Raw genomic sequence first — 21,129 nt, 5'->3', positions numbered from 1 at the left:
GGAGGTCGTTATGGCTATCGACATCAGGACGCTTCTGCAGGCGCGCCCGACGCGGCGCGATCGCATCGAGGCGCGGGTTTCGGCCGCCGAGGCCGACCGCGCGGGGCAGCCGGTGGTCATCACCATCGCGCGTGACTTTGGCGCCGAGGGGCACGAGATCGGCAAGATGCTCGCGAGCGAGCTGGGCATTCCGCTCTACGACAAGGAGGTGCTCGTTCGCGCGAGCCAGCGCGCCGGCGAGACCGTCGACAAGATCGCCCAGTACGACGAGCAGCTGGCGGCCGAGTTTACCGCCTTCCTGCCCGACCGCGTGGACTCGCGCACGCTTGCCGACAAGCTCTTTGAGCAGATGACGCAGGTGATCCTGGACCTGGGCTCCACCGAGAGCTGCATCATCGAGGGGCGCCTCTCCGACTACATCCTGCGCTTTAACCCCAATCATATCGCGGTGCTCGTAACCGCACCGGTTGAGGACCGCATCAAGATCGTGAGCGATAAGCGCGGCCTCACCCGGCAGCAGGGTGCCCGCCTGGTGAAGCGCATGCAGCGTTTCCGTGAGGACTTCTACAAGCGGTACTCTGCGGGCAAGTGGCGTATGGACAGCGGTAAGGACCTTGTGGTCAACCGCGCCAAGCTCGGCCGCGAGGGCTGCATGGAGGTCATCGCGGCGGCGTATCGTGCCAAGTTGCGCGAGCTCGGCGTTTGCGAGGAGGCGGCCTCGCGCGCTACCGAGGAGGCTGAGGCGGCGCGTCCGCTGCATGTGCCGGCGACGGTGGAGTAGGTCCGCGGGGTCGCCCCTCCCGAGCCAAGCGGCTCACCTTTGAAATGGCGCACTCGCACTGCTCGTGGCGCTAAACCAATGCTCCCGAGCGCTTTTCTTCCGTTCTGAGTCCCAACAGGGGCCAGATGGAGGAAAAGCACTCGGGAGTTTTTGCTCGGAACCCGCGTTTAGGTCCCCTTGAGGGACAGAATACGGGCCTAAGCGCGGGTTCCTTTCGAAGGGGAGCAAGAAAGAGGGGTGGCGGGCGAACGGAAAGGGCGGCGGGAACCGCGATATGGTTCCCGCCGCCCGAGCTGCTTGCAGGCGATGCGTCTCGTGGGCCCATCGGTGGGGCCTGCTAGCGCTTACGCTCCCAGGATCGTCTTCGCAATCGAGTGGGCGGCCGTCTTGCCGGCGCCCATGGCGAGAATGACGGTCGCGGCACCGGTGACGATGTCGCCGCCTGCCCAGACGCGCGGGTTGCTCGTCCGGCCATCCTCGTCGGTATCGATGTAGCCCCACTTGTTCGCTTCGACGCCGGAGGCGGGGGAGGCGAAGGGGTTCGCCTTGGTGCCGATGGCGGTGATGGCGACGTCGCAGGGGATCTCGTGCGTCACGCCCTCAACGGGAACAGGGCGACGGCGACCGGAGTCATCGGGCTCGCCGAGTTCCATCTGCTGCAGGCGGATGGCGTTCACAAAGCCGTCCTCACCCGCCGTGAACTCGATGGGGCTCACCAGCTCGAGGATCTCGACGCCTTCCTCCTTGGCGTGATGGATTTCGGCGCGGCGCGCGGGCATCTCGGCCTCGGTGCGGCGGTAGGCGAGCGTAACCTTCTCGGCACCTAGGCGCAGGGCGGTACGCGCGGCGTCCATGGCCACGTTGCCGCCGCCAAACACCACCACGTTCTTGCCGTGGCGGATGGGCGTGTCGTAGGTGGGGAACTCGTAGGCTTTCATAAGGTTCACGCGCGTGAGGTACTCGTTGGCGCAGTACACGCCGGGCAGGTTCTCGCCCGGAACGTTGAGGAAGCGCGGCAGACCGGCGCCCACGGCGAGGTAGAGCGCATCAAAGCCCTCCTCCTCAAACAGCTCCTCGGCAGTAAAGAGACGTCCGGCAACGGCGTTGTACTCAAAGTGCACGCCGAGCTGCTCGAGGCCGTCAATCTCGCGCTTGACGATGTCCTTGGGCAGGCGGAACTCGGGGATGCCGTAGGTGAGCACGCCACCGCCCGTGAAGAAGGCCTCGAACACGGTGACGTCGAAACCCTCGCGCGCAAGCTCGCCGGCGCAGGCGATGCCGGAGGGGCCGGAGCCCACGATGGCGACCTTATGGCCGTTCTTGGGTTTACAAACGGGAGCGGAGCCCACCTCGTCGGCCATATCGCCGAGCATGCGCTCGAGCTGGCCGATGGCGACGGGCTCGCCCTTCTTGCCGAGGATGCACTTGCCCTCGCACTGGTTCTCCTGCGGGCACACGCGGCCGCAGACAGAGGGGAGCAGGTTGTCGCGCTTGATGGTGTCGAGCGCGCCGGCCCAGTTTTCGTCGCGAATCTTGGCGATGAACTCGGGGATGTGCACGCCTACCGGGCAACCCTCCATGCAGAGGGGCTTTTTGCAGTCGAGGCAGCGGTTGGCCTCGAGCAGGGCGTCGGCCTTGGTGTAGCCGGTGTCGACCGGACGGAAATCGCAGGCGCGCTCGGCAGCGGGTTCCTCGTTGGCCGGCGTACGCGGCGCCTTGAGGTTGGGACGGTACTTCTTGGGCTCGGCGGCAGCGCCGGGAGTGGTTACTTGTGGCATGCGCAAGCCTCCTCAAGGTGTGCGATGGAAGCGGCCTCTTCAGTTCGGTAGCTCGCCTGACGTGCGGCAAGATCGTTCCAGTCGACCTGCGTGGCGTCGAAGTCGGGGCCGTCGACGCAGGCGAACATGGTCTTGCCGCCCACCTCGACGCGGCAGCAGCCGCACATGCCCGTGCCGTCCACCATGATGGGATTCAGGCTCGCAACCACAGGGACATCGTGCTTCTCGCAGGTGAGCGCAGAGAACTTCATCATCGGGACGGGGCCGACGCAGAAGACCTGATCGACTTCTCCGGCCTCGCAGATGCGCTCGAGCGGCGCGGTCACCACGCCCTTCTCGCCGGCGGTGCCGTCGTCGGTCGTGATATAGAGGTGCTCAAGCGGCAGCGCCTCGAACTGCTCGGTGAGAATGAGGAGGTCGGCGGTGCGCGCGCCCATGATGACCGAGACCTTCTTGCCCTGCTCGCAGAGCATGCGCGCGACCGGGTAGGCGATGGCCAAGCCCACACCGCCGCCGATGACGGTAACGCGGTCGCCCTGAATCTCGGTCGGGCAGCCGAGCGGACCGGTAACGTCGCGCAGGTAATCGCCTTCGTTCATCTGCGATAGGCAGCGGGTGGTCTTGCCCACCACCATAAAGATGAACTCGATCCAGCCCTCGTCGGGGTTCCAGTTGGCAAATGTGAACGGTACGCGCTCGCCGGTTTCGTCGGCGCGCACCATGAGGAATTGGCCGGCATGCGCCTTTTTGGCCATGCGCGGCGCGGCGACGCGGAACTCGAAGACCTTCTCCGAGAACTGCGTCTTCTTCAAGATTTGGTACATAGGGCCCCTCTCTGTGCAGGCAATGCATTATCGAGTGTATACCCCGCAGCGGTCCCCGCATATGCCAATGCGCGGTTGTAACGAATCGGATGGACGTGGGAACGCTTGGGTTATGGCGCAGGGGTCGGGTGGTATCCCTTGCGTTAGTGCTTGCCGTTTTGCGCGGCGCCGCCGTTCACGTGATCGCGCGCAAAGACCACCCCGCGCACGAGTGCGAGCGCCGCGGCGTCGGCGGCGCGGGCGCAGGTCTCGTCGAACCCCTCGAGTTCCTTGGGGCGGAACTGCTTGAGTACGAAATCCGCCACGGGCATCCTACCCGGCGGGTTGCCTATTCCCACGCGGATGCGGCTGAAGTCGCGGCTTCCGAGCTTGTCGATGATGGAGCGCAGACCGTTGTGCCCCGCGTGCCCGCCGCCGACCTTTACGCGCACGTCGCCCTCGGGGATGTCGAGTTCGTCGTGGATGACGAGCACCTCCTCGGGACGTACCTTGTAGGTGGCGCAGAGCTTGGAGAGGGGACCCCCGCTCGTGTTCATAAAGCTCTGGGGTTTGGCGAGCACGACCTCGCGCTTGCCGCCCTCCTCGTCGGGGTCGTTAACCTTGATGACGGCCACCTCGGCGCCAAGCTGGTTTTTCCAGTACGAGACGCCTGCCTGGCGCGCGAGCTCGTCGATGGCGCGGAAGCCCGCATTGTGCCGCGTCTCCGCATATTCTTCTCCCGGGTTGCCGAGTCCGGCGACCATGCGTATCTTTCCCGGCTGCGCTGCTGCCATGAGGTTCCTTCCCTCGTATATCAACTCTTTCAGTGAGACGTAGGCGCGTGGTGTGAGCGCTCTATCGTCCACGATTTAGGACATTTTTACCTTCAAACGGACATTTTTGGACGTGATTTAGGACATGTCCGCCGAATGTCCTAAATGCCCCGCATGAGAATGCGGGATTACGGTACAAGGGCGGCTGGAACCCTGCATCATGTTCAGACATCATAAACGCGAAGCGCTGGTCTTGCTTTGGAGGGTATGCGGTTCATATAAAAAGGAGGCCGGGCACCACGTGGAGCCTGGCCTCCCTCGAACGAGGTTGGAATAAGCGAGTCCTACAGGGCGAAGTCGCCGCCCACGAGGACGGACACGCTCTCCTCGCCGTAGACGGCGGCGATGGCGTTGGCAAACTCCTCGGCAACCGAAATCGTCTTGATCTTGCCGCCGACCTCAACGGGGATGGAGTCGGTGACCACGCACTCGACAATCGGAGCGTCGTTCAGGCGCTCGACAGCGGGGCCCGAGAAGATGCCGTGCGTGGCGCACACGTAGATGTCGCCCGCGCCCATCTTCTTGAGCTCGCGCACGCTTGCGCAGAGGGTGCCGGCGGTGTCGATCATGTCGTCGTTGATGACGCAGGTCTTGCCCTCGATGTCGCCGATGATGCCCATGACCTCGGCGGCGTTGTGGCGCGGGCGACCCTTGTGGGCGATGGCGAGCGAGCAGCCGAGCATATCGGAGAGCTTCTTGGCGGCCTTGGCGCGACCCACGTCGGGCGAGACCACCACGAGGTTGTCGGTGTCGAAGTTCTTGGCGTTGTAATACTCGCCAAAGAGGGGGAGGGCAGAGAGGTGGTTGACCGGGATGTCGAAGAAGCCCTGGATCTGACCCTGGTGCAGGTCGAGCGTGATGACGCGGTCGACGCCGGCACGCTCGAGGAGGTTCGCCACGAGGCGGGCGGTGATGGGCTCGCGCGGGGCGGCCTTGCGGTCCTGGCGGGCGTAGCCGTAGTGCGTGATGCAGGCGGTGATGGTACGGGCCGAGGCGCGCTTGGCGGCGTCGGTTGCAATGAGGAGCTCCATGAGGGCGTCGTTTACGTCGCCGCAGATGGACTGGATGAAGAACACGTCGGCGCCGCGGACGGTCTCGTCAAAGCGCGCGTAGATCTCGCCGTTGGCGAACTTCTCGAGCGCGAGACCCGAAAGCTCGACGCCGAGAATGTTGGCGATCTTCTCGGCGAGCGGGCGGTTGGCCGTGCCCGAGTAGACGCGCATCGTTTTGTACATCGGCATCGACTTACTGAAATCTGTGGTCGGCATGTTCTCCCCTTCGTTTGGTTGAGCGCGCTCCCGTTTGCGCTCGATTGCCCTGACCTGTGGGTGCTTACTGGCGCGCTCGCTTGCGCGCGGTATAGCCTTCGATGATGCGCTGGTCCGAACGCTCGAGGGCGAGCGCTCCATCCGGCACGTCGTGGGTGATGCAGCTCGAAGCGCCCGTCACCGCGTCGGCGCCGATGTTGACCGGTGCCACCATCATGGTGTCGGACCCGATGAACGTGTTGTCGCCGATGGTGGTGGGACTCTTGTGGACGCCGTCGTAGTTGCAGGTGATGGACCCGGCGCCGATGTTGACGTTCGCGCCCATGGTGGTATCGCCGATGTAGGAGAGGTGCGGCACCTTGGAGCCCACCCCGATGGTCGACTTCTTGATCTCGACGTGCGTGCCGGCCTTGCTGTGGTCGCACAGGTGCGTGCCGGGCCGCAGGTAGGCGCGCGGGCCGCAGTTCACGTAGTCGTCGATCTGCACGTCCTCGGCAACCGTCTCGTCGATGACGGAGAAGTTGCCCACGCGCGCGTTCATGAGGCGCGTGTTGGGGCCGACGGTGCACTCCTCGCCGATCTCGGTCGCCCCCATGATCATGGTTGCGGGGTAGATGACGGTGTCGCGGCCGACGGTTGCGTCCGGCCCGACCCACGTGCTCGCGGGGTCGATCATGGTGACGCCCTCGGCCATGAGGCGCGCGTTGATGCGGTCGCGAGCGATGGCGGTGAGCTCGGCAAGCTGGGCGCGGCTATTGACACCGAGGCCCTCGCGGAAGTCGTTGCAGTGGAAGTACGTCACGCCGAGGCCCGCGTTGCGGAGAATCTCGAGCATGTCGGGCAGGTAGTACTCGCCCTGGGCGTTGTCGCAGCCAACCTCGCCGATGTGCGCGGCGAGCGCCGCGCCGTCGAAGGCGTAGCAGCCGGCGTTGCACTCAAGAAGTGTCTTGGCCTGCTCGTCGGTGCAATCCTTCTGCTCGATGATGCGGAGCACCTGGCCCTCCTCGGAGAGCTCGATGCGGCCGTAGCCAAAGGGGTCGGGCGGCGTCATGGTAAGAACGGCCGCCGCGGCGGTGCCGTCGGCGACCGTATCGGCAAACTTGCGGATGGTCTTGGGCTCGATAAGCGGCAGGTCGCCGTTGAGCACGATGACCGGGCCGGCGTTGACACCAGTGGCCTCGAGCGCGACCTTGACGGCGTGACCGGTGCCCAGGCGCTCGGCCTGCTCGACGCACTCCACGCCCTCGACCCCCGAGAGCAGCGCGCGCACCTCGTCGCCGTGGCTGCCCACGACGGTGATGACGCGTCCGGCGCCCGCGGCGAGCGCGGCGTCGACAACCCAGCGGATCATTGGTTTGGCGAGGATGCGGTGCGAGACCTTCGCGTGGTTAGACTTCATACGGGTACCCTCGCCGGCGGCGAGGATGATGACCGTTGCGTTCATGTAAGCTCCCCGGAGGACTGCGCGTGCAGATAGGCCGGCCAGAGGCGGGCCGCATCTGATGATACCGCAGACGCGGCCGTCCTGCCGGAAGCGGCGCAGGTTGTCCACGAACGGGCCATGAGACGGGCTGCGAGGCGCGCCTTTGGGTGCGACCGGTGCGCCGGCGCGCTCCTATAGCTCGATCTCCAGCGTAACCGGGCAGTGGTCCGAACCAAAGATGTCGTTGCGGATGCCCGCCGCGCGCACCCGCTCGCGCACGCTGTCGCTCACCAGGAAGTAGTCGATGCGCCAGCCCGCGTTGTTCTTGCGAGCGTTGAAGCGATAGCTCCACCAGCTGTACGCGCCCACCTCATCGGGGTGGAGGTAGCGGAAGGTGTCGGTAAACCCGGCGTCGAGAAGCTCGGTAAACTTACCGCGCTCCTCGTCGGAGAAGCCGGCGTTGCCGCGGTTGGACTTGGGGTTCTTGAGGTCGATCTCCTCGTGCGCCACGTTAAAGTCGCCGCAGGTGATGACGGGCTTGCCGCTCTCCTGCTCGAGTGCGCGCAAAAAGGCGCGGTAGGCGTCATCCCACACCATGCGCCCGTCGATGCGCGCGAGGCCGTCTTTTGCGTTGGGAGTGTAGACGTCGACAAACCAGAAGGGCTCGAACTCGAGCGCGCAGACGCGCCCCTCGTCCACGGCCTCGGCGAGCAGCGCCGCCGCATCGCCTTGCGGGTCGATGCCGGCGGCGTCGAGCACGGCGGGGCGGAGGAGCTCGTCGGCACGGCGCACGTCGCGCGGGGCGCCGAGTGCGGCATCGCGGGTAAAGACGGCCGTTCCGGAGTATCCCTTGCGCGCGGCGTAGCTCCACGTCTGGGTGTAGCCGGCGAGCTCCAGCGCGACCTGGCCCTCCTGCAGCTTGGTCTCCTGCAGGGCGAGCACGTCGGCGTCGAGTTCGCGCGCGATATCGGTAAAGCTGGGTTCTTTTTTAAGGACGGCGCGCAGGCCGTTGACGTTCCACGAGGCGAGGCGGTAGGTCTTGCTCATCTGATGCTCCGGTTTCGTGTGGGCGGGCGTTGTCGTGCGCTATCGTATCCGATAACGCGTACCAAAAAGCGGAGGGGATGCGATATGGGGCAGAACATCACGGATGCGGCCGAGGCGTGCGAGGTGCTCTCTCGTCTGTTTGCCGGGCACCGGCGCGCGGTGTTCTTTGGTGGCGCGGGCGTCTCGACGGCAAGCGGTATCCCAGACTTTAGGAGCGTGGACGGGCTGTATCACCAAACGTTTGCCTATCCGCCCGAGGTGATGCTCAGCCATGAGTTTTACGAGACGCACTCGGAGGACTTCTTCGCGTTCTATCGTCAGAAGATGATCGCGCTCGATGCTCGGCCCAACCGCTGCCACCGCAAGCTCGCATCGCTTGAGGCGGCGGGCTCGCTCTCCGCGGTGGTGACGCAGAATATCGACGGGCTCCATCAGGCCGCGGGCAGCACGTGCGTGTGGGAGCTCCACGGGTCGGTGCATCGCAACATCTGCCAGCGCTGCGGGGCGGTCTATGACGCGGCGTGGGTGCTGGCAGACGGCGCGGCCGACGTGCGCCATGTGCCGGTGTGCCCCGCCTGCGGCGGTGCCATCAAGCCGGACGTGGTGCTCTACGGCGAGCCGCTCTCGGAGCGTGTGCTTGCCGGTGCCATCGCCGCCATCTCCTCTGCCGACCTTCTGGTGATAGGCGGCACGTCGCTGGTGGTGTACCCCGCGGCGGGCCTCACGCAGTACTTTGCCGGCGACACCCTCGTGATGGTCAATCGCGACGCTACGCCGCAGGACGCGGCGGCAGACGTGCTCGTTACCTGCGATATAGACGAGGCCTTTGCGTTCTAGGCACCCCGGTCTCCCTGGCGTCCAGAGCAGCGAAGCGCCTTAACCGCCCAGCTGATATTTCGTGAGGATGCGGTCGAGCTTGCGCCGCCAGGGCGCGTAGAGGGCGAGCAGAAAGACGACGGTTGCAACGCCGTGGGTGAGGTCGAACGGCAGGGCCGCCGCGTACACGGCGAGCACCTGAAACGGGGTGTGCGCGTGCATGAAGCCGAGGATCGTCCAGGCGTTGAGGATCCAGCCGAAGGCGACCGACGAGATGAAGCCGTAGACGAGGATGCCGCCGGTGCCGCCCCGCGTTTCCACGGCGCCCCGCCCCGCCCCGTCTCGGGCGGGCGCCTCGCGCCGGCAGCCCAGAAGGCCGCATGATGAAAGAGCGCCCGCGCCCCAGCCCACGAGCCCCCATGCGTACATCTGCCAAGGGGTCCACGGCCCCTGCCCAAAGAAGAAATTGGAGGCAAGCGCCGCCAGGGCGCCGGTCATAAAGCCGCTGCGGCGGCCGAGGGCCACCCCCGCGATGATGGCGATGGCGCTCACCGGCTTGAAGCTGGGGACCGCTGCAAACACCATGCGTCCCGCCGCAGCGAGCGCGGCGAGCACGACGGTGGGCATGAGCTCGCGCAAGCGCGGCGAGCCCGCCTCAAACGAGGCGAAGAAGACGACGAGTGCCGCCACGACGACGGCAAACGAGAGCAGGGCCGTCTGCGTGACGCCGGCGAGCGTGGCGACGATGAGGACCGTGGGGACGGAGATGAGCGCGACGGCCTCGGACACGATCCCGCCGCGCCGGCGCGGGCGTGCTGCGGCGCCGACGGTCTTTACCGCGGGGGCGCCCTCGGGCGCCGCACTGCCCCGCACGGTTTGGGTTGCGGCTGCGGGTTCCGACCCCTCGGTCTTTCCGGCAGTGCGCCGCGACGGCTCCCGGCCGCTTGCCGGGCGCCCGTCGGCAGGCCCCGCGCCCGCCCCCGCGCCAAGCGCGCCGAAGAGGCGCGACTCCTCATGGGGGCGGTACACGAGGTTGTGGGCAAAAAACGCCTCGACGGGCTCCGTGGCGGCGACTTCGCCGTCAAACAGCATGGTCACGTTATCCGCGGCGGCAAAGGCAACGTCGAGATCGTGCGTCACCATCACCACGGCGCGCCCCTCGGCGGCAAGAGCGCGCACGATGCCCACGACCTCGGCAGCGCTTGCGGGGTCGAGGCCCTTGGTGGGCTCGTCGAGCAGCAGCAGATGCGGGTCGGTAAGGAGCACCTTGGCGAGCGCGAGCTTTTGCTGCTGGCCGCCGGAGAGGTCGAAGGGGTGGCGACAGGCGAGCTCGGCGAGACCGAAGCGCACGGCAACCGCCTGCTCATCGGCCGCGGTGTAACCTGCGCGCTCGCGCCATTCGGCCAGCTCGTCGGCGACGGTGTCGCAGACAAACAGGGCTTTGGGGTCCTGGGGGAGGAGCGCCTGCGCGCCCGCCCATGGGCTCCCCACGCGGCCGCGCTGCGGCTTGAGGATGCCCGCGAGCGCGCGCAGCAAGGTGGACTTGCCGCACCCGTTGCCGCCCACCACCACGTGCACGGTCCCGCGGGGGATGGTGAGGTCCACGTTGCGGAGCACCCAGGGGGCGTCGCGGTCGTAGCGCACGTGGAGCCCGCGCACGGTAAGGGCGGCCTCGGCGGAGGGGCCGGGATGGGGGAGGGAATCTCGCCAGCGCCGGACGTCGGCGCGGGTGCCGACGGGTGCGGGCGAGCCCATCTCGTAGGTCATGGTCGCCCACGGCGCCGTGAGCTCGGGAGTGTGCGTGGAGAGCACCACGGTCACGTTGAGCTCGCGGTTGATGCGGGCAAGCAGATAGAGGAACTGATGCTGCGCCTCGGGGTCGAGCTGGGCGCAGGGCTCGTCCAGCACCATGAGGCGCGGGCGCAGCGCGAGCGTCGCGGCAAGATTGACGAGCTGCTGCTGCCCGCCCGAGAGCGCCTCGCACGAGGCGTGCATGAGGGGCTCGAGCCCCAGAAAGTGCGCGACCTCGGCAATGCGGCGGCGCATCTCGTCTTGGGGAGTGCCGATGCCCTCGAGTCCAAAGGCGAGCTCGTGCCACACGGTGTCGCACACGATCTGCGCGGCCGGGTCCTGCATGACGAAGCCGATCTCCGTTGCAGACGCCACGGCGCTCATCGCGGTCGCGCCCTCGGCGGGATGTGCGGCCCCGTGCGTCTCGCGGTCCGCTGGGGCGGCGGTGCCGATGAGGGTGCGGCCGAGCACCTCGACCGTGCCCTCGGCTGTGCCCGCCGGTGCGAGCTCGGGTTTGAGGCTGCGCAGCAAGGTCGTCTTACCGCATCCGGTGGGGCCGACGACCACGCAGAACGCACCGGTGGGGACGACGAGGTCGACCCCGGCGAGCACGGCGGTGCCGTCTGGGTACGCAAAGCCAAAGCGCTCGACGCGGACGGCCGCGCCAACAGGGGTCAGCGTCGCCATAGCAGCCACTCCCTTACATAGAGTGCGGGCGCGACGGCCAGAAGCGCAAGGTAGGGGAGGTAACCCCACCAAACGATGAGCGCGGGCATGGTGGGATAGAACGAGAACTGCGCGCACGCGATGCCCATAAGGGGCGCGTTGACGCCGGCGAGCAGGACGATGAGCGCGATGAGGGCGATGTCGGTGCGGGTGAGGCGCTGCCGCCGGTAGACCGTGCGGCGTACGCCGGAGGCGTAGCCGCGCGCCCGCATGGCGTCGGCGCGGACGATGCTGTCCTCCAAACCCCATCCCATGAGGACGGAGACGGTGCGCAGCCGGTCGCGCGTGCGCTCGCGGCGCGTCCGGGGCGCGGCGACGCTCGTGGCGGCTGCCGTCTGCAGCACGGTGCGCCCGCGGCCCGCAAATTGCGGGACAAGCCGCATGACCTGCGAGATGGCAAGCGAGCAGGCGGGGGCGAAGCGCCCTATGAGCTCCATGGCGGCGGCGCTGTCGATGCAGGCGGCGTAGCTTTGAAACCAGAGCAGCACCGCAGCGAGCATAGCGCCCGACGAGAGCCCGTAGGCGAGGGCCTCGCAGGTGAGCGGCATGCCGCCCACGCGCACAAGGACGCTTTCTCCCTCGTGCACAAACAGCAGGTTGGCGGCGGTGACGACCGCGATGGCACCCAGAAGCCACGGGAGCTGACGTGCGGTGGCGCGCGAGCCGCGCGTGCAGCACGAGCATGCCGTGGCACCGGCGAGCGCGAGCACGGCGTAGACGGGGTGGGCCGCCGCCATGGCAAAGCCCGCGCCAACAACAAGATAGATGAACGCTACGGCCGGATGCAGCGGGGCAAAGGGGTTGTGTCCGCTACCCCTCACGATAGGCGCCCGCCTGCGGCGGCCTGCGCGTGCGTATCAACCATGGTACACCCCAAATCCCCGGCGCCGCGCGCCTCTCATCTGGCCTTATATAGAAGCAGGGCCGATTGTAGCACGCGCGCCTCAGGTCCCGGTCGGGGCGGATACAATAGGAACATCGCATTCGGCGAGAGATAGGATGTACATGGCTCGTGAAAGCAAGACCTGGCGCTGCGGTAAGCATACGCTGACGTTTGACCGTCCGCGCATCATGGGCATTTTGAACGTGACTCCCGACTCGTTTAGCGACGGGGGCGAGAACTTCGATCAAGACGCCGCCATCGCCCGCGGCATCGCGATGCTCGACGAGGGGGCTGACATCATCGATGTGGGCGGTGAGTCCACGCGTCCCGGCTTCACGCCGGTCTCTGCCGATGAGGAGGCCCGGCGTGTGCTGCCCGTGGTGCGCGCGCTCGTGGCCAAGGGCGCCATCGTCTCCATCGACACGCGCCATGTGGAGGTCGCCAAGGCCGCCGTGCGCATGGGCGCCGCCATCGTGAATGACGTCACCGGCTTTACCGACCCCAAGATGGTCGAGTTTGTGGCCAACAACACCTGCGGCGTGGTGGTTATGCACGCCGGCGAGCTCGCCGAGCCCGAGCGTGCGCCGCACACCGCGGTGACGCTCGACACCTCTGCGGCGGCGTATATGGCCGAGCGCGAGGCCGAGCGGCAGCGCGCCGAGGCGGAGGGACGCCCCGTTCCCACGGGCCGTCTGGGCCGGCCGCGCGGCGGCAAGGTGCTCGGCGAGCCGCGCCTCAAGGGCGGCGCCATCCAGCAGCGCCTGCCGTTTGGCGACATTCCCAACGGCTCGGCCGCGGGCGAGGCGGATGCCGAGGCTGCCGGCGCGCACCCGGCAGGCGAGGCCGCATCCGCCGACGAGGTGATGGCGGCGGCGACCTCAACCGCTGCCGCCGTCTCTACCGAGGCGGTGCCCGGGGCGGAGGAGGCACCCTCTCGCGCCTCAACCGGCGACGCCGTGCCCTCCAACGACGAACTCGCCGCAATCATGCGCCGCGCCGCCGAGCGCCGGGGCGCGACGGCTGCCGATCGGGTGCGCCAGAGCCGCTTCACCCTGCCCGACTCCGCCCCCATCATGCGGCGGGTCATGGGCTTTCTGTCCGATCAGGCGCGCTCGCTCGTGCAGGCGGGCGTCGCGCGCGACCGCATCTGCATCGATCCCGGCGCGGGTTTTGGCAAATCAGCCAACGAGGACATCGTCATCCAGCGCGAGACCGCCAAGATGGTTTCGCTGGGGTACCCCCTCATGTGCGCGGTCTCGCGCAAGCGCGTCGTCGGCGCCGTCTCGGGCGTCAGCGAGGCGTCCGCGCGCGATGCCGCGACGTACGGCATGTGCCTGGGCGCCATCGAGCATGGGGCCAACGTGGTGCGCGTGCACGACGTGGCGGGCTTCGCGCAGTTCCTCAGCGGCTACTGGGCGGTTGCCCACCCGCAGCCGCGCCGCGCGTTTGTGGCGCTCGGCTCCAATATGGGTCGCCGCCTCGACAACATCCGCGCCGCGCGCGACCTCATTGCCGAGATCCCGCTCACCTGTGTGTTCAGCTGCTCACGCATCTACGAGAGCGAACCGGCCTACGTCAAGAGGCAGGACCCCTTCGCCAACGCGGTGGTGGAGATTCGCACGGAGCTCTCGCCGCTCGTTCTGCTCGACGAGCTCATGGCGATCGAGAACCGGTTGGGTCGCAACCGCACGCCGAGCGCCCGCGCAAACGGCCCGCGCGTGATCGACTGCGACCTCTTGTGGGTCGAGGGGGAGAGCCACGGCGGCGACAAGCTGTGCCTGCCGCACCCGCGCCTCGGCGAGCGCGATTTTGTGCTCGTGCCCCTGGAGGACCTGGTGCACGACCCGGCGCGCTTCTTCCGCTACGAGGGCGTGCAGGTGCTCGAGCCGGAGGAGCGTGTGGGCCACGTGGTGCGCGAGCTCGGCCAGCTGTAGGGCACTGCCCCCGCGCTTCGCGATGAAGAGCGCCTCGTTGAGGCGGATGGTTTCCGCCCCCGCCCGCGCCGCTCGCATGCCGACGCATCGCGGCCGTTTGCCGATACGACGCCCCCAACATGGGGGCGTCGGCGTTTCATAGGTTTATGCGTGCTGTCGCGCCCGGGTATCCGGGCGCGTTCCGTTTGCCGCCCGGCGCCCGTGGAGGCTGTCGGCGCGGCTTGGGTTATTGCGAGGTGCCTCATGTTCGACGTTGCCACCACCGATCTTTCTGGAACAGCCCTGATTACGCTCGATACCGTGCCCTCCACCAACGACATCGCCGTCGATGCCGGCCGCGCCGGCGCCGCGCACGGATGGGCGGTGCGCGCCACGGTTCAAACCGCCGGCCGCGGTCGCCGTGGGCACTCGTGGACGTCGCCCGCCGGCAGCCTCTACCTGTCGATGGTCCTGCGCCCCAAGGTTCCCATGCAGATGCTCATGGGCCTTCCCGCAGTGACGAGCCTGGGCGTACTCGACGCGCTCGAGAGCATCGGGCTTTCGGGGCGCGTGGGCGTCAAGTGGCCCAACGACATCGTCTCGGTCCCGCGCGAGATCAAGACCCCACACAGCTCGCAGTTCAACCGCAAGCTCGTGGGCATTCTCGTCGAGGCGCGCTCGTCTGAGCAGGGCGCGTTTGCCGTCGCGGGCATTGGCATCAACATCATCTCGCCGGTTGACGCGCCGCCGGCATCGCCCGAGGTGCAGGCGGCTATAGACGCGGTCGCGTCGGTACGCCGCCAGCAGGCGGAGGCGACGGGCGCCGTCAACGTGCCGGGTCTCGAGCCCATATCGCTTGCCGAGGTGCTCCCCGAGGGCACGCCGCTTCCCGAGCGCGAGGCCCTCGCCCGCGCGGTGCGCGACGCCGTGCTCGCGCGCGTGGAGCGCTGGCAGCGCGCCATCAGCGCCGGCCTGGGTACGGCGGGCCCGCTGGCACCCGTGCTCTCCTCGTACGTAGAGAATCTGCCCATGCTGGGCAAGCCGGTTAACGTGGTCGCGCAAAACGGCAACACGCTGGCAGTCGGGTATTTCACCGGCATCGACGCATGGGGCCGCGCCGAGGTGAAGCTCGGTACGGGTGAGACCAAGACGTTCTCGGCCGAGGTCGTGAGCCTGCGCGAGGTGTAGCGCCCCGCCCCACCCCTTCACAGGAACTCGCGTTTAGCCCCCCCTTTCGTCCTCGCAGGGGGCCTAAGCGCGAGTTTCTTGTGGAAAGAATCTCTCGTAGCGCGTTCCGTCCTACGCGAGGCGCTCGGGCATCCAACGCGAAGCGGGACAAAACGGCCGGATTGTATGTTGGTGAGACAAGGGGAGAAAAGCGCCGGATTGTATTGATTTCAGGGGATAGAACGGCCGGATTGTATCTTTCTATACAATCCGGCCGTTCTTTGCACGCCGCTGAGCTGGGATTTTGCCATCCCATAACCACGACATACAATCTGCCTATACAATCTGCCGCTTCTCTCCCCCGGGACCCGGGCATACAATCTGCTGCTTCTCTCCCCGGGGACCCGTGCGCCACCGGCGCCTTATCTCCTGCGTCCCAAGCCGCGCGGCCCGTCCTGTCTCGCCCGCGTCTGCGGAACGCGCGCCCTCAGTGCACGCGCCGGTAGATCTCGCAGATGCCGCGCAGGGTGAGCTGGCTGTCCACCGCGTCAAACACATCGGTCGACCCGGCGATAACGGGAGCGAGCCCGCCGGTCGCGATAACCGTCGCGTCTGCGGCGCCCAGTTCGCGCTTGATGCGCGCGACGAGCCCCTCGGCCATGGCGGCGGTGCCCAGCACGGCACCCGATTGCACGGCTTCGACGGTGTTGGCGCCAATCGCGTGGGCGGGCGCCTCAAGAGGCACGCTCGAGAGGCGCGCCGCGCGGCTGACCAGCGCATCCATCGAGATGCGCAGCCCCGGGGCAATGGCGCCGCCAATGTAGTAGCCCTCGTCGTCTACGACGTCGATGTTGGTGGCCGTGCCAAAGTCGACCACGATCGCCGGCGCGCCGTAGTATTTGACGGCGGCGGTTGCGTTGGCGATGCGGTCGGCACCCACCTCGGCGGGGTTCTTTGCGCGCACGCGCGTGACAGCGGCGGTGTCGGGGCCCACCACCACGGCCCGCGCGCTCAGGCGCTCTGCCACGCGCCGCCAGGCGCGGTTGAGCTCGGGCACCACGCCCGCAAACGCCACGGCGTCGACCGCGTCGAGCGTCATGTCGTACATACGGAAGTAGCCGTGCAGGCGAACATGCAGCTCATCGACGGTAAAAGAGCGGTCGGTGGGCATGCGCCAAGCGTGGACGAGCTCCTCTCCGTCAAAGAGTCCGAGCGCCGTCTGCGTGTTGCCCATATCGATGGCGAGTAGCATTGCCCCTCCGCGTTTCAGGTTCATTTTTGCCAAACGTGCGATTACGTGGCGGTCTTCCGCGCCCATTGTATACTTAACACCTGAAAAACCGGACGGTATGCATGGAGTGCGCATGAACAAAAAAGCCAAGCGCCGCCTTGTTGTTGCGGGCGGCATCATCGTTATCGCGATGCTCGTGATCGTGGCTATTGCGGGCGCGGGCGGCGCGGCGTCGTCGCTCACCATCGCCGACGTCCTCTCGGGTGAGTACGAGGGCCAAAAGGTTCAGGTTTCGGGCTCGGTCGTCGCGGACTCGCTCACAAGCGAGGGCTCGCGCGCCACGTTTGAGATCCAGCCCGAGGAGGGCTCCACCGATGCGGCGTCCACTCCGCTGACCGTCTCGTATGACGGCGCGCTTCCCGCGACGTTCGGCACCGGCGTTGTGGCCATCTGCACGGGCACCGTGGAGGATGGGGTGCTGAGCGCAACCGAGCTCGTCACCAAGTGCCCCTCAAAATATGAGAGCGCCGAGGGGTCGCTGACCGTCAAGGGCCTGCTCGACCAAGCGGACTCGCTTACGGGCGAGGCCACCAAGGTGTGCGGCTACGTGCGCGGCGACGTGCTTGCCGTCAACGCGGCCGAGGGCTACCGCTTCACGCTCGAGAGCCAAGGCGCGACTGTCAACGTGCTGTGGGATGGCGGTCTTGACGAGGCGGTGACCGACGGAGTGGCACTCGTGGTCTCGGGAACGCTCAACGCCGACGGTACGTTTACGGCGTCCGAGCAGCCCGCCATCGACGAGGCGGTAACCGAGTAGACGAGCCATGCGGGCTGGGGGTGTGACGCCTCCAGCCCTTTGTGTTGCCGAGGGCATGATGAGGAGATTCCACTAGATGAGTTCTTTGGGCACGATCTTACAGATTCTGGCGCTTATCGCCACCATTCCGGCGATGGTCACCTTGATGGCGAGCGTCGCCGTCTCCCGCCGCGGGCGCGCGCAGCAGGCAAGCACGCTCGCCAACGTGGGCTTTCTGCTGGTATTTGCCAACACGCTGCTGCTCACGCTCTGCGTCGGCATCATTCTCGTGTGCTTCCTGACCGAAAACATGACGCTCTCGTACGTCGCCATGAACTTCCCCGAGACCGATAGCGCGCTCAAGCCGCTCTATCAGGTGGCGGGCGTGTGGGCGGGCCGCCAGGGCTCGCTTCTCTTCTGGACGTGGCTCATCTCGCTCTTCGCTGCGGCGACCGCTTGGCGCCGCATGCGCCAGACCGACGCCCTCACGTGCGCCGCCCTTGCCGTGACCGAGCTCGTCATCATGCTGTTTGCCTGCGCGATGGTGCTTTCCGATGCCAACAACGCCTTCATCGCCACCCCGGCGCAGTACCTCAATGCAGACGGCACGCTGGTGGCGGGCGCCTCTACGGGCATGAATCCGCTTCTGCTCCACTGGGCGATGGTCCTGCATCCGCCGGCGACCTTCATCGGCTACGCCGGCTGCACCGTCCCCTTCGCCTACGCCATCGCCGCGCTCATCACGGGCGACCTTTCCGCGCGCTGGGTCGAGCACGCCGACCGCGTGGCGGTCTTCAGCTTCATCTTCCTCACCATCGGCATGGTGCTCGGCGCGGTCTGGGCGTACGTGGTGCTCGGCTGGGGCGGCTTCTGGGCGTGGGACGCGGTGGAGAACGCGAGCTTCATGAGCTGGCTCACCGCCATCGCCATGATCCACAGCTTCACCCTCTACCGACGACGCGGCGTCTTTCGTCGCTGGAGCCTCTTTGCGGCGACCATCACCTTCATCTTTGTGGTGCTCGGCACGTTCATCACCCGCTCCGGCCTCGTGCAGTCCGTGCATGCGTTTGCCGAGGATCCCGTCTCAACATACTTCTTCCTCGGCATCATGATCTCGGCGGGCCTCGCGTTTCTGCTGCTTATGCTCTACCGCTCGGCGGCGCTCACCGAGGAGGACGAGATCGAGTCGCTCGCCTCTAAAAACGGCTCGTACTACCTCACAAACCTCGTGTGCATCGTGGGCGCCTGCCTCGTGGCGTACCTCACCGTGTCGAGCGCGCTGCCGAGCTGGCTGCCGCTTGGCGGACAGGTGGTCTCGGCGGGCGTCTACAATGCGGTCGCCCGCCCCGCGACGGCGCTTTTCGGCCTGCTTATGGCTATGTGCCCGCTGCTTGGCTGGCGCAAGACCGACGGCGCGGCCTTCTGGCGGAACTTCCGTGTGCCGCTCATCGTGGGCGCTGTGGTGTTCGTGGCGCTCGAGGTGTTCTTCTTCGCCGACCTCGTGCCCGCCTACGACGCCACCGTGGCGGCGGGGGGCGACACCGCGGCAACCCTTGCCGAGCAGGGGCCGCGTCTCTACTACCTCGCCGTTGCCGAGGTCTCCCTCGTGGCGGCGGCACTCCTGTTCGCGTCGTCTGCCTACCTGCTCGGCCGCGGCGTGCGCGCCCGCGCATCCCGCGGAGAGAATCCGGCCCAAGCCGTCGTCAACCTCTTCCGTCATTCGCCGGCGCAGGCGGGCGGCTACCTCGCCCACCTCGGGTGCGCCATCGCGCTCGTGGGCCTCGTGGGTTCGGGCATGTTCGTGCAGGAGCAGACGGTCAACCTCGCGGCGGAGGAAGGCGCCCATGCAACCGTGGCCGGCTACGCCCTTACGGTCACGGGTATCGAGGACACGTTTGACGCCGAGGACGACCGCGTGATGACGGTCGAGCTCGCGGTTGGCCGTGCGGCGGCTGACGGAGAGCCGGACGAGGCGGCGGGCACCATCGGCACGCTCAGCCCCGCCATCGAGGTCTCGGCGGCAACGCAGCAGCAGACGCTCCACGCGAGCGTGCTCACGTTCCCCACGGAGGACCTCTTTGTGGCGTTCCAGGGCCTCAATGCCGACGGCTCGCTTTCGCTGTCCGTCAAGGTGAACCCGCTTATCCTCTGCAACTGGATCGGTGGCGTCCTCTGCATCGCGGGCATCGTGCTCGCCGTGGTGCCGCGCCGCGCCACGCCGCTTCTGGCGGCTGATGAGCGTGGCTAGCGCAATCCGGGGGCAAGACCCTTCCGCCGGCGCGGCGCCCGTCGCGCCGGACCCCTCCGCACCTCTGGCCGTAAGCGCACACGGCCTCACCAAGCGCTTTGGTGAGCGACGCGCGCTCGACGGCGTCGACCTCGCCGTTCCCGCGGGGGCCTTCGTCTCCATCTTTGGCCCCAACGGCGCCGGTAAGACAACGCTCCTGCGTCAGCTCGCGCTTCTCGCCCGGCCGACGGCGGGCACGCTCGCCATACTCGGCATCGACGCGCTCGAGGAGCCCGACGCCCTGCGCCCGCGTATAGGCCTCATCAGCCACCGTTCGATGCTGTACGGCGACCTCTCCGCCGAGGAGAACCTCGTCTTCTTCTCCTCCCTCTACCGTGGTGCGCCCGATCGCGCCCGCATCGACGAGCTCCTGCGCTTGGTGGAGCTCGACCATCGCCGCCATGACCCGGTGCGCACGTACTCGCGCGGCATGCAGCAGCGCCTCTCCATCGCGCGCGCCTTGGTGAACGACCCCGACCTCGTGCTTCTCGACGAGCCCTATTCCGGTCTCGACCCGCATGCGGCGGAGCTGTTCGACGACCTCATCGCCCGCGCCCGCGCCGAGCGGGCCCACCGCACCTTTATCATGGTGAGTCACGATCTCGACAAGGGCTTTGCGCTCTGCAGCCACGTCCTTATCCTCGCGCGCGGCCAGGTCATCCTGATGGCGGAGAAAGAGGGTCTCGATCGCGATGCGTTTCGCGAGCTCTACTTGGCGACCGTTGGCATGGGGGTGGCATAAGATGGCATCGCAACCGCACCGCGCCGCGCCGGCGCGCCCGAGCGCCTTCGCGCAGTACCGTGCGCTTCTAGCCAAAGACCTGCGCCAAGAGATCCGTACCCGCGAGATGCTCACCTCGATGGTCGTGTACGCGCTGCTGGTGCTCACGGTCTACGGCGCCGCGCTCGCGCAGGTGGGCGACGCAATAGAGGTCGTCGCCTTTGCGGGCGGCCTTCTCTGGGCCCTAATTGTGTTTACCAGCCTGTTGGGGCTCAATCGCAGCTTTGCGCACGAGACGGAGTCGGGTTGCCTCGAGGGCATCCTGCTCGCACCCGTCGACCGTGCGGTGATCTTTCTCGCCAAGGCGACAGCCAACCTGATATTTCTTGCCGTGGTCGAGTGCATCACCGTGCCGCTGTTCTTCCTGTTCTTCCTATCCGGCGCCGAGCTGGCCGCCACCACGCCGCTTATCGTCTTGCCGCTGGTGGTGGGGACCGTCGGCGTCGCCGGCGTCGGCACGCTGCTCGCAACGATGACCATCGACACGCGCGGCCGCGACGTGCTGCTGGCCATCCTCCTCATTCCGGTGATCTTCCCGTTGCTGTACGCATGCGTCTCGGCCACCTCGGTCGCCTTTATGGGAGTCGCGGGCACCCTCGGTACGTTTTGGACCTCGCTCGCCATGGCGGTTGCCTACGACGTGGTGATGATCGCGGCCGCGTGGGGCCTGTACGCCTTTGCGGTCGAGGGCTGACGCAAGCGCACGGGCGGGATGCAGAAGGTCGCGCGCAAGTCGGGCCGTCCGGCGCCCTCGGCGGCAGATTCCGCTACTATAGGGGGATGTGTTGAGCACGGATAACTTTAG

The 21,129-nt window shown here is 67.2% G+C and carries 17 protein-coding genes; 8 read left to right on the top strand and 9 right to left on the bottom strand.

Annotated elements, in window-relative coordinates:
• Positions 1 to 10 precede the first annotated feature (10 nt).
• Positions 11 to 781, top strand: coding sequence for a cytidylate kinase-like family protein (locus B5F70_RS03990; protein WP_087204261.1), 771 nt, complete (start codon positions 11 to 13; stop codon positions 779 to 781).
• Positions 782 to 1,125: 344 nt separating this feature from the next.
• On the opposite strand, the gene gltA is transcribed toward B5F70_RS03990, so the two are convergent.
• The 6 genes from gltA to B5F70_RS03960 all read right to left on the bottom strand — a co-directional run bounded on the left by gltA (position 1,126) and on the right by B5F70_RS03960 (position 7,933).
• The gene (gltA, locus tag B5F70_RS03985) at positions 1,126 to 2,559 is read right to left on the bottom strand and encodes an NADPH-dependent glutamate synthase (RefSeq protein WP_087204260.1); all 1,434 of its coding nucleotides are present in this window, start codon (positions 2,557 to 2,559) and stop codon (positions 1,126 to 1,128) included.
• Complete coding sequence (locus B5F70_RS03980; RefSeq protein ID WP_087204259.1) at positions 2,547 to 3,383, bottom strand: sulfide/dihydroorotate dehydrogenase-like FAD/NAD-binding protein; 837 nt, start codon at positions 3,381 to 3,383, stop codon at positions 2,547 to 2,549. Before B5F70_RS03980 ends, gltA begins: the two co-directional genes overlap by 13 nt.
• A 143-nt stretch (positions 3,384 to 3,526) precedes the next feature.
• On the bottom strand, positions 3,527 to 4,156 hold the full coding sequence (pth, locus tag B5F70_RS03975; RefSeq protein WP_206383493.1) for an aminoacyl-tRNA hydrolase: 630 nt from the start codon (positions 4,154 to 4,156) through the stop codon (positions 3,527 to 3,529).
• Positions 4,157 to 4,479: 323 nt separating this feature from the next.
• A complete protein-coding gene (locus B5F70_RS03970) occupies positions 4,480 to 5,463 on the bottom strand; it encodes a ribose-phosphate pyrophosphokinase (RefSeq protein WP_087204258.1) in 984 nt (327 codons plus the stop codon).
• Between the two features lie 64 nt (positions 5,464 to 5,527).
• A complete protein-coding gene (gene glmU, locus B5F70_RS03965) occupies positions 5,528 to 6,907 on the bottom strand; it encodes a bifunctional UDP-N-acetylglucosamine diphosphorylase/glucosamine-1-phosphate N-acetyltransferase GlmU (protein WP_087204257.1) in 1,380 nt (459 codons plus the stop codon).
• Positions 6,908 to 7,078: 171 nt separating this feature from the next.
• Complete coding sequence (locus tag B5F70_RS03960; protein ID WP_087204256.1) at positions 7,079 to 7,933, bottom strand: exodeoxyribonuclease III; 855 nt, start codon at positions 7,931 to 7,933, stop codon at positions 7,079 to 7,081.
• Positions 7,934 to 8,017: 84 nt separating this feature from the next.
• Here B5F70_RS03960 and B5F70_RS03955 point away from each other — a divergent pair, with 84 nt between their 5' ends.
• Entirely contained in the window at positions 8,018 to 8,770 is a 753-nt protein-coding gene (locus B5F70_RS03955; RefSeq protein ID WP_087204255.1) for an NAD-dependent protein deacylase, read from the top strand.
• Between the two features lie 39 nt (positions 8,771 to 8,809).
• Here the strand turns inward: B5F70_RS03955 and B5F70_RS10740 are convergent, their stop codons facing one another.
• Together B5F70_RS10740 and B5F70_RS03940 are read right to left on the bottom strand one after the other, a co-directional pair.
• On the bottom strand, positions 8,810 to 11,227 hold the full coding sequence (locus B5F70_RS10740) for an ATP-binding cassette domain-containing protein (RefSeq protein WP_206383492.1): 2,418 nt from the start codon (positions 11,225 to 11,227) through the stop codon (positions 8,810 to 8,812).
• On the bottom strand, positions 11,215 to 12,087 hold the full coding sequence (locus B5F70_RS03940; RefSeq protein ID WP_087204254.1) for an energy-coupling factor transporter transmembrane component T: 873 nt from the start codon (positions 12,085 to 12,087) through the stop codon (positions 11,215 to 11,217). The genes B5F70_RS10740 and B5F70_RS03940 overlap by 13 nt, the downstream gene beginning before the upstream one ends.
• A gap of 184 nt (positions 12,088 to 12,271) precedes the next feature.
• Between B5F70_RS03940 and folP the strand changes: the two genes are divergently transcribed.
• On the top strand, positions 12,272 to 14,083 hold the full coding sequence (folP, locus tag B5F70_RS03935; RefSeq protein WP_087204253.1) for a dihydropteroate synthase: 1,812 nt from the start codon (positions 12,272 to 12,274) through the stop codon (positions 14,081 to 14,083).
• A 243-nt stretch (positions 14,084 to 14,326) separates the two neighbouring features.
• A complete protein-coding gene (locus tag B5F70_RS03930; RefSeq protein WP_087204252.1) occupies positions 14,327 to 15,250 on the top strand; it encodes a biotin--[acetyl-CoA-carboxylase] ligase in 924 nt (307 codons plus the stop codon).
• A 466-nt stretch (positions 15,251 to 15,716) separates the two neighbouring features.
• On the opposite strand, the gene B5F70_RS03925 is transcribed toward B5F70_RS03930, so the two are convergent.
• A complete protein-coding gene (locus tag B5F70_RS03925; protein WP_087204251.1) occupies positions 15,717 to 16,481 on the bottom strand; it encodes a type III pantothenate kinase in 765 nt (254 codons plus the stop codon).
• 112 nt (positions 16,482 to 16,593) lie between these two features.
• Here B5F70_RS03925 and B5F70_RS03920 point away from each other — a divergent pair, with 112 nt between their 5' ends.
• The 4 genes from B5F70_RS03920 to B5F70_RS03905 all read left to right on the top strand — a co-directional run bounded on the left by B5F70_RS03920 (position 16,594) and on the right by B5F70_RS03905 (position 21,018).
• Positions 16,594 to 17,277, top strand: coding sequence for a cytochrome c maturation protein CcmE (locus tag B5F70_RS03920; protein WP_087204250.1), 684 nt, complete (start codon positions 16,594 to 16,596; stop codon positions 17,275 to 17,277).
• Between the two features lie 76 nt (positions 17,278 to 17,353).
• Positions 17,354 to 19,504: a cytochrome c biogenesis protein CcsA gene (ccsA, locus tag B5F70_RS03915; RefSeq protein WP_087204249.1), complete on the top strand. Its 2,151-nt coding sequence runs from the start codon at positions 17,354 to 17,356 to the stop codon at positions 19,502 to 19,504.
• Positions 19,491 to 20,285: an ABC transporter ATP-binding protein gene (locus B5F70_RS03910; protein ID WP_087204248.1), complete on the top strand. Its 795-nt coding sequence runs from the start codon at positions 19,491 to 19,493 to the stop codon at positions 20,283 to 20,285. The genes ccsA and B5F70_RS03910 overlap by 14 nt, the downstream gene beginning before the upstream one ends.
• A gap of 1 nt (position 20,286) precedes the next feature.
• Positions 20,287 to 21,018 (top strand): heme exporter protein CcmB, encoded by a 732-nt coding sequence (locus B5F70_RS03905; RefSeq protein ID WP_087204247.1) that lies wholly within the window; start codon positions 20,287 to 20,289, stop codon positions 21,016 to 21,018.
• Positions 21,019 to 21,129: the final 111 nt, after the last annotated feature.

Source organism: Collinsella sp. An268, assembly GCF_002159765.1.
Lineage (GTDB): Bacteria > Actinomycetota > Coriobacteriia > Coriobacteriales > Coriobacteriaceae > Coprousia.
The sequence above is the reverse complement of the archived record's forward strand: the minus strand, read 5'-3'. Positions and strand labels throughout refer to the sequence as shown.